Source organism: Novosphingobium sp. (assembly GCF_024642085.1).
In the GTDB taxonomy this organism is placed as follows: domain Bacteria; phylum Pseudomonadota; class Alphaproteobacteria; order Sphingomonadales; family Sphingomonadaceae; genus Novosphingobium.
On sequence record NZ_JAHEBV010000064.1, the window covers coordinates 88,990 to 96,648 of the forward strand.

Below are 7,659 nucleotides of genomic sequence, written 5' to 3' on the forward strand. Positions count from 1 at the left end.
TAACTTGTATGTCTTACGTACAAGATGGCGAGACCAGCTGGCTGTCAAGCAAACCTATGGGAGACAACATGACCGCCCGTCCTGAGCAGGAGACTGTGGCTTTCGATGTCGCCGACGGCATAGCCTGGGTGCGCTTTAACCGCCCGGAAAAGCGCAATTGCATGAGCCCTAAGCTTAATCGCCAGATGTTGCGCGTGCTTGAGGCGCTGGAGTTTCGCGAGGATGTCAAGGTGCTGGTCCTGGCGGGCGAAGGCGATGCCTGGACAGCCGGTATGGATTTGCAAGAGTATTTCCGCGAAACCGAAGAACAGGGCCTTGGCGCAATCCGCAAATCACAGCGCGAATCCTATGGCTGGTTCGAACGGCTGCGCTGGTACGAAAAGCCGACTATCGCCATGATTGACGGCTGGTGTTTTGGCGGCGGCTATGGCCCACTTTTCGGCTGCGACATCGCCATTGCCAGCGACGATGCGACATTCGGGCTGAGCGAGATAAACTGGGGCATTCTGCCGGGCGGCGGTGCATCCAAGGTTGCGCAAGAGCTTATGCCGTTCCGCAAAGCGATGTACCACGCAATGATGGGCGAAAATCTGTCTGGCAAGCAGGCCGAGGCCCAAGGGCTGGTCACCGAAGCCGTTCCTTCAGTGCAGCTCAAAGCCCGGGTGACGGAAATTGCCGAAGCACTCAAAAAAAAGGATGGTGCAGCACTGCGCGCAACAAAATGGGCGGTGCGCCGCATGGTCGACATGACGTATGACAATGCGCTGGATTATCAAATCCGCGCTCAGGAAGCATTGCACAGCTTTGGCGGCGCAGCCGCGCGCAAAGAGGCGACCCGGCAGTTTCTGGACGAAAAAAGCTTTAAACCGGGACTTGAAACCTTCGACGCGGGCAAGCTGGGGGAACGCTAGATGGTCAGCCTGGACGCCATTTCCACGTTCGCCCAGGCGATGCCCAGCAAGCGCGCGATGGTCGATCTGGTCAGCGGACGCAACTGGAGCTATGCTGAACTTGACCGCGTAATCGACCGCCTTGCCGCATGGCTTGTGCAAAAGTTCGGTCCCAGAAGCGGGGTTCGCCTGGCTACCTTGTCCAGGAATAATTCGGAAATGGCGATCCTGCAATTCGCTTGCGTGCGTGCCGGCTGCATTTTCATGCCGCTGAACTGGCGGCTTGCCGTCGCTGAACTGGAAGCCTTGGTCGGCGATGGCGACCCGCAGATTCTGTTCGTGCAAGCTGGTTTTTCAACCCCGGCCAATGCGGCTGAGCTGATCGATATATCAGGTCTGCTGTCACTTGGTGAACCGGGCAGCTGCCCGCCCCGCGAGGCGCGCCGTGACTTTTCCGAGGTTTCGACGCTGCTCTACACCTCGGGCACAAGCGGCAGGCCCAAGGGAGTCATGCTGTCCGAACAGAACATATTCTGGGGCTGCACCAACCTGATCCACGGCAATGCGGTCACCATAACCAGCACCTTCCTTTGTGATATGCCGCTGTTTCATACAGCCGGACTGATGGCAGCCATGCGCACCCCATTGCTGGCGGGCGGCGCAGTGCTTATTTCCGAAGGGTTCGACCCTGCCATGACGCTGGAACGGATGACCGACCCGGCGCTTGCGGTAACGCACTATTTCTCGGTCCCGCAGATGGCTGCGACGTTGTGGCAGCGCCCTGAGTTTGATGCCGCCAAGCTGCACAAGATCGTTGCCTGGGCAATTGGCGGCGCGCCCAATCCCAAAGCGCAGAGCGAACGCTACATCAGCGCCGGCGTGCGCATTTCGGAAGGTTTCGGCATGTCCGAAACTGGCAGCAATTTTGCCATCCCGCCATTCGAACTTGATCTGATGCTGACCAAGGCCGGCAGCTGCGGACTGCCGTTGATGACCATTCGGGCCAAGATCGTCGATGAAGAGGGCCACGAGGTGCCGGAGGGCGAGCGCGGAGAACTGTTGGTTTCCGGCCCCAGCATCGCGCTGGGATACTGGAATCAGCCTGCGCTTACGGCAGCCGCCTTTGTCGATGGCTGGTTTGTAACCGGCGACACTGCGATGCGCGATGCTGATGGCTATTTCTACATCGTCGACCGGAAGAAGGACATGTACATTTCGGGCGGAGAAAACGTCTATCCTGCCGAAGTGGAAGCCGCGATAGCCGAACGAACTGACGTGGCCGAATGCGCCGTGGTTGGCGTGCCCGATGAGCGCTGGGGAGAGGTCGGCCGTGCCTATGTTATCGCCGCGCCTGACTGCAACCTCAGCAGCGACGAGATCATCGCGCATTGCATGGGCCGCCTTGCCAAATTCAAGGTGCCGAAAAGCGCGGTAATAACTGACGCGATCCCTCGCACTGCTTCGGGCAAAGTGCAAAAGCACCTGCTCAAAGCCCGCGCAATTGCCGAACTGGACACGGAAAGCGCTGTATAATCAGGCGGCTTCGGCATCCTTCAGGTCAACCATCGCGAACAGTATCAGCGACAGAAGCGATCCGCTGCACATCACCAGCGCTACGGTCTGGAGATCCATGTGACGGGCGAACAGCAGACCGGCAAGGAAAGGCGAAAAAGCGGCTCCCGCGCGCCCTATGCTGAGCGCAAAACCGGTCCCGGTTGCACGGACGTGCGTAGGATAAGCGATTGCCCAAGCCGAGTAATATCCGACAATTGCCGAATTGGTGAACAACCCCACGCCCATCACAGCCAATGTCCAGCCACCCAAAGTGCTTTGGCCCATCCCGAAGTAGGCTACCAGAAGTACCGACATGGCAAGTGCTGCCATAGTCGCGCGCTTGATTCCGAACCTGTGCATGAACCAGCCGAAGACCAAACCTCCGGCGGCGCCGCCCAAGTTCGAATAGGCCAGCACCCCTGCCCCTTCTGCGCGAGTAAAGCTTTGCCCGGCATACGATGGATCCGACATGATGGTCGGAGCCATCTTGAGCACGAAATAAAACGTGATGGCATGGAAAGCGTAAGCGAACGACAGCAACAATGTCGTTCGCAGCATGGCGGGCTTAAATATGTCGGCGATGCTTGCCTTGGCTTGGCCAGCCTCAACCGGCGGCAAATGCTCCAGCATGGTCAAGCGAAAGCTCGCCAAAGTGCGATTGATACGTTCCAGCGCGCCAGCCGGCCGCCGAAAATTGAGATAAGAGGGAGTTTCGGGCACCAGTGCCCAAACGAGTGGAATGCACACCAGCGTTGCTGCGCCGCCGAACTCGAAAATCGCGCGCCAATCATTGGCAGGCAGCAAGTATTTTACGACCAGGCCGCCGATGAAGCCGCCAACCGGATAACCGATCACCATCAGCGCCATCGCTAGGCTGCGACCCTTGGCGCTCGAAAGCTCGTTCGCAACTGCATTGATCGAGGCCAGCATTCCGCCGATTCCCAGCCCGGTCATGAAGCGCCACATTGATAGGGTCTGAGGACTCGCCGCAAAAGCGGCCAGAAACATACCTGCAGCCATCATCGACAAGCATATCAGGATTGTCGGGCGCCTGCCGATCTTGTCAGCCAAACCGCCCAGCAGCAGAGAGCCCACTCCCATTCCGACCAGCTCCATCGCCAGCACCGCTCCAAGACCGTCAGGAGCCAGATTCCATTCCTGCTTGATCCCCGGTCCTGCAAAAGCGCTCGAAAGTATATCGAACCCGTCGAGCGCGTTGAGGGCAACGGTGATGATGACCGCTATCCACTGGCGGACGTGCATCGCACCATGGTCGATGATGTGCTTTGGTGTCACAGATACTCCCCCAATACGGCAGGTCTTATTCGTGGATGCGGGTCAGCATCTCGATGAACTGCTCGACTTCTTTTTCGGTAAAGCGGCTTTTCAGCCAATTTTCGTGTTCGGCTATAGCTTCCTTGGCGGTGGCTAACGCCGCTGCGCCCGCAACCGTAAGGTTCAGCGTCTGCTTGCGGCCGTCCGTCTTGGATTTGCCGCGTTCCAGATAGCCGCGCGATTCTAGGCGGTTGACGATTGCCATCGTAGTGGCCCGATCCATTCGCATGAACTGCGCCAGGTTGGTTTGAGCGACGTCAGGATGATCACCAACCAGCCACAACACTGAAACTTGCTTTTGGGTCAGGTCAAGATCAGCAAATGTTTCCGTAAAATGACGGTACACCGCGCCATACGCCAGGCGGATATGGAAACCGACGATGTTGGCAATTTCGCCAATATCCTCATCGCCCTCGACATGCGGAGTTGTGGGGGCCGAAATCTCTTTTGTCTTGATCATGTCCATCATCGCTTATGCCTGTTCCGCCGGCTTTAGGTGATCTGGGCGGCAATTCAATCGGCGCGATCGCATCAAGGATGACCGGGCGATCACAGAACAGGCACTTCTAGCAAGCATGGCCCTTTTGAATTAAACGCCGCGGTCAGCGCAGCGTCTAGTTCATCGCCGCTGTCGACCTTGCTTGCGGGCATCCCCTGGGCTTTGGCCAATCCCTCGAAATCAAGACCCGCAAGGTCGGTTCCGACCAGCGATTCGAGCGCAAAATGTCTGCCGAAAGCGTGCAAGGCCTCATAGCGGCTGTTGTTCACGATCAGAAAAGTGATTGGCAGGTCGAGCTTTACTGCGCTCCACAAACCCTGGATGGCGTACATCGCTGCGCCGTCGCCAAGAATTGCAATGATGCGTTCACCGGGCCGCCCCAGAGCAACACCGATCGCTGCCGGAAGACCATGGCCCAGCCCGCCACTAGCGCAGGTATAAAATCCGTCGCGTTCCGTAATCGGCAGATGATCGTGCATCACGCCGCGGCTGCTAGCCGCTTCTTCGACGATCACGCTACCTGCCGGTCGGAGCGCGGCAATCCGTGCCATCAGCCAGCCGTCGGTCAATTTATCGGCACGTGACAGCTGCACAGCATTGCGAGCAGGCGGCAAAGCGCGCGGCGCAGGCGCCGGACCATCGAGCAAGGCGGAAATGCCGGCGCGAAGATCGGTTACCACCGCCATGCCTTGAGGCAGCCAGCTGGCCATCCCGGGATCGTTGGTCAACAGGTACAGCGCAGCACCGTTCGGCACATGCGGACCAAACCCTTCGGCATGATACGTGAATGCCGGTCCGCCCAGCACAAGGACCAGATCCGCATCGTCCAGCGCCGCGACGATCCGGTCGCGAAACGCGTCAAGAAAGCCTTGGAACAGCGGGTGATTTTCAGGAAAGGACACCCGGGCATTCATAGGCGCAGCCCAGACCGCAGCGTTGTGCCGCTCCGCCAAGGCAATGACGGCTTCCCAAGCGTCGTCCAGCGCAATCTGCGCGCCGACTACCAGTACCGGTCGCTTTGCCCGGGCTAGTCTTGTCGCCACTTCCGCCAGGGCATGTGCATCGCCGCAACTGCGCGCCGCCACCCTCGCCAAGGCCGGAGTTGTGCACATCTGGTCCCAATCGTCGATCGGGATCGAAACAAAAGTAGGACCGGATGGCGGGGTCATTGCGATATGATAGGCGCGCGCAATGGCAGCCGGCACGTCTTGCGCCCGGGCCGGTTCAACCGCCCACTTTACATAGGGGCGCGGAAACTCGGTCGGCCGGTCTGCATAAAGAAACGGTTCGAACGGCAGGATCGAACGTGCCTGTTGTCCGGCAGTGACCACCAGCGGCGTCTGGTTCTTGTACGCGGTAAACAGATTGCCCAGTGCGTGGCCCACCCCGGCAGCAGAGTGTAGGTTGACCAATGCCGCATTCCGCCGCGACTGCGCATAGCCATCAGCCATGCCCAGAACGACTGATTCCTGAAGGCCAAGGACATATCGGAAATGGGAAGGGAAGTTGCGAAACATCGGCAGCTCGGTCGATCCCGGATTGCCGAAAATAGTGGTCATGCCAAGACTGTCGAGCAAGGCAATCGTGGCCTCACGCACGGTAACTTCGCTCATCGCTGGCTGCTTCCCGTCGCTGTGGCTCAGGCTTGAACCACCATTCTCCGCATCAAGAGGTATCAGGCAATGAGGCTTTCAGCCAGCGCCATTTGTATGTAATGAATACTAAATGCAATTGCTCGGGCTTTGCAGGCGATTGCTTTACCTGACCAAAGCCCCACGCTTGTCGAGGAACTGAAGTTATGCACGTCGAAGCGCTCGATCATGTGAACATAATCACCGCCGATCTCGAAACGAGCTGCGCTTATTATGCCCATCTGCTAGGCTTGGAACGGCGCGATGGTCCGCCTCCACTCACCGCGCAGACCGCCCAATGGATGCATGACCAGACCGGCAGGGCCATTTTTCATCTCAACAGCCTCGACTGTCCCCGCGCCTATAATCGTGAAGTTGAAAGCGGACCGACCGGGTCTATCCACCATATCGCGCTGCGCTGCCAAGGGTACGATGCGATGATCGCCCGACTGGACGGGCGCGGCGCGGACTATGCGGTTAATCTGGTCGATGCGATCGGGCTGCGCCAGATATTCACCGAAGATCCCAACGGAGTCCTGCTCGAGCTGAACTTCTTTGGCGGCTAAAGCCCGCTAGTCAGGATCGCGACCAGTTCATCCGGGCGCTCCGCCATTATGAAATGGCCGCAATCCAGCACATGCACCTGCCAGCTTGCGTCATCTTTAACCCGGTCATGGAATTGCGCGAAGGGACTGTGATCCCAGCCGCTGGCGAACACGTAACAACGCTGCGCGATCGCGGTTTCCTTGCCGCTTAGCCGAACTGGCTGGATCAGGGTTAGCAGCGGATGCCGGGAAAGGCCCGGCGCATCGATACCGGGTAGCGGCGCGACCAGACCGGGAGTGTCGCGCTGTCCGGCGATGTAGTGATTGCGTTCGAAAGGTCCGACCACATCCCACAGCGATTGCCCATCCTGCGGCAAAAACGCGTCAAGATAGACGATCCGCGCGATGCGGCCGCCCAGCCGGCTGGCCACCCCGGCAATAACCATTCCGCCATAACTGTGGCCAACCAGGATGAAGCCCGACAGATCGGCACTGTCGATCTGTTGCACGACATCATCGATATGGGTTTCAAGGTTGATTGATGGCGAAGCCAGATGCGCCCGGGCGCCTAGGCCGGTAAGCTGGGCAATCAGCACGCGGTGACCGGCACCGCGCAGGTTATCCGCAAGACGGTTGAATTGATGCCCCCCGCCCCAAGCCCCGTGAACCAGAATAAAGTCAGCCAAGGCTGGCGGCCTGCTTTGACTGGAAACCATCGATCCATTCAACCGTGCGGGCCACCCCGCCAAAAGGGTAGAAGTGCAACCGGACTCGGCCATGTTCGGGGCCAAGTCTTGCCGCAAAAGCTTCTACCAGTTTGTCAGGGCCCGCAGCGCCAAGCAGCTTCGTTATCGAGACACCGTACTTGGTCATCACCGCGGCTGACGCCCCCACCCCGCAATGGGCAGCAAAGCGCAGCAGGGTCTTGATCCCCGCAGGACCCGGAACTCCTATCCGTACCGGTGCAATAATCCCGCGTTGGCGCAGTTCGACCAACCACGCCAGCACGGCATCAGGGTCGAAACTGAACTGGGTAACCACCAGCGGCGCCATGTTGCGCGCCTCGATATCGGCGACCTTGCTGACAAGTACATCCCAACATTGCTGCGTGGTCATTACGGGATGACCTTCAGGATGGCCGCCGACGCCGATCGCCTTGATACCGAGCCGCTCAAAGGCCCCGGTCGCCAGCATCGCGGTGGTGT

7 protein-coding genes and 1 pseudogene are annotated in these 7,659 nt (G+C 59.0%); 3 read left to right on the plus strand and 5 right to left on the minus strand.

Going from position 1 to position 7,659, the window contains the following annotated elements:
- Nucleotides 1-68 precede the first annotated feature (68 nt).
- A complete protein-coding gene (locus Q0L62_RS13890) occupies nucleotides 69-911 on the plus strand; it encodes a p-hydroxycinnamoyl CoA hydratase/lyase (RefSeq protein WP_296681067.1) in 843 nt (280 codons plus the stop codon).
- The gene (locus Q0L62_RS13895) at nucleotides 912-2,423 is read left to right on the plus strand and encodes an AMP-binding protein (protein WP_296681068.1); all 1,512 of its coding nucleotides are present in this window, start codon (nucleotides 912-914) and stop codon (nucleotides 2,421-2,423) included.
- On the opposite strand, the gene Q0L62_RS13900 is transcribed toward Q0L62_RS13895, so the two are convergent.
- From Q0L62_RS13900 to mdlC, 3 genes are all read right to left on the minus strand, one after another.
- Nucleotides 2,424-3,740, minus strand: coding sequence for an MFS transporter (locus tag Q0L62_RS13900; RefSeq protein WP_296681072.1), 1,317 nt, complete (start codon nucleotides 3,738-3,740; stop codon nucleotides 2,424-2,426).
- Between the two features lie 25 nt (nucleotides 3,741-3,765).
- Complete coding sequence (locus tag Q0L62_RS13905) at nucleotides 3,766-4,239, minus strand: helix-turn-helix domain-containing protein (protein WP_296681075.1); 474 nt, start codon at nucleotides 4,237-4,239, stop codon at nucleotides 3,766-3,768.
- A gap of 89 nt (nucleotides 4,240-4,328) precedes the next feature.
- A complete protein-coding gene (gene mdlC / locus Q0L62_RS13910) occupies nucleotides 4,329-5,891 on the minus strand; it encodes a benzoylformate decarboxylase (protein WP_296681077.1) in 1,563 nt (520 codons plus the stop codon).
- A gap of 185 nt (nucleotides 5,892-6,076) precedes the next feature.
- Between mdlC and Q0L62_RS13915 the strand changes: the two genes are divergently transcribed.
- On the plus strand, nucleotides 6,077-6,475 hold the full coding sequence (locus tag Q0L62_RS13915) for a VOC family protein (protein WP_296681080.1): 399 nt from the start codon (nucleotides 6,077-6,079) through the stop codon (nucleotides 6,473-6,475).
- On the opposite strand, the gene Q0L62_RS13920 is transcribed toward Q0L62_RS13915, so the two are convergent.
- A complete protein-coding gene (locus Q0L62_RS13920; RefSeq protein ID WP_296681084.1) occupies nucleotides 6,472-7,140 on the minus strand; it encodes an alpha/beta fold hydrolase in 669 nt (222 codons plus the stop codon). The two genes, Q0L62_RS13915 and Q0L62_RS13920, sit on opposite strands and share 4 nt — an antisense overlap.
- A pseudogene (locus tag Q0L62_RS13925) lies at nucleotides 7,133-7,659 on the minus strand (methylenetetrahydrofolate reductase); the annotation flags it as partial. The pseudogene Q0L62_RS13925 and the gene Q0L62_RS13920, both read right to left, overlap by 8 nt.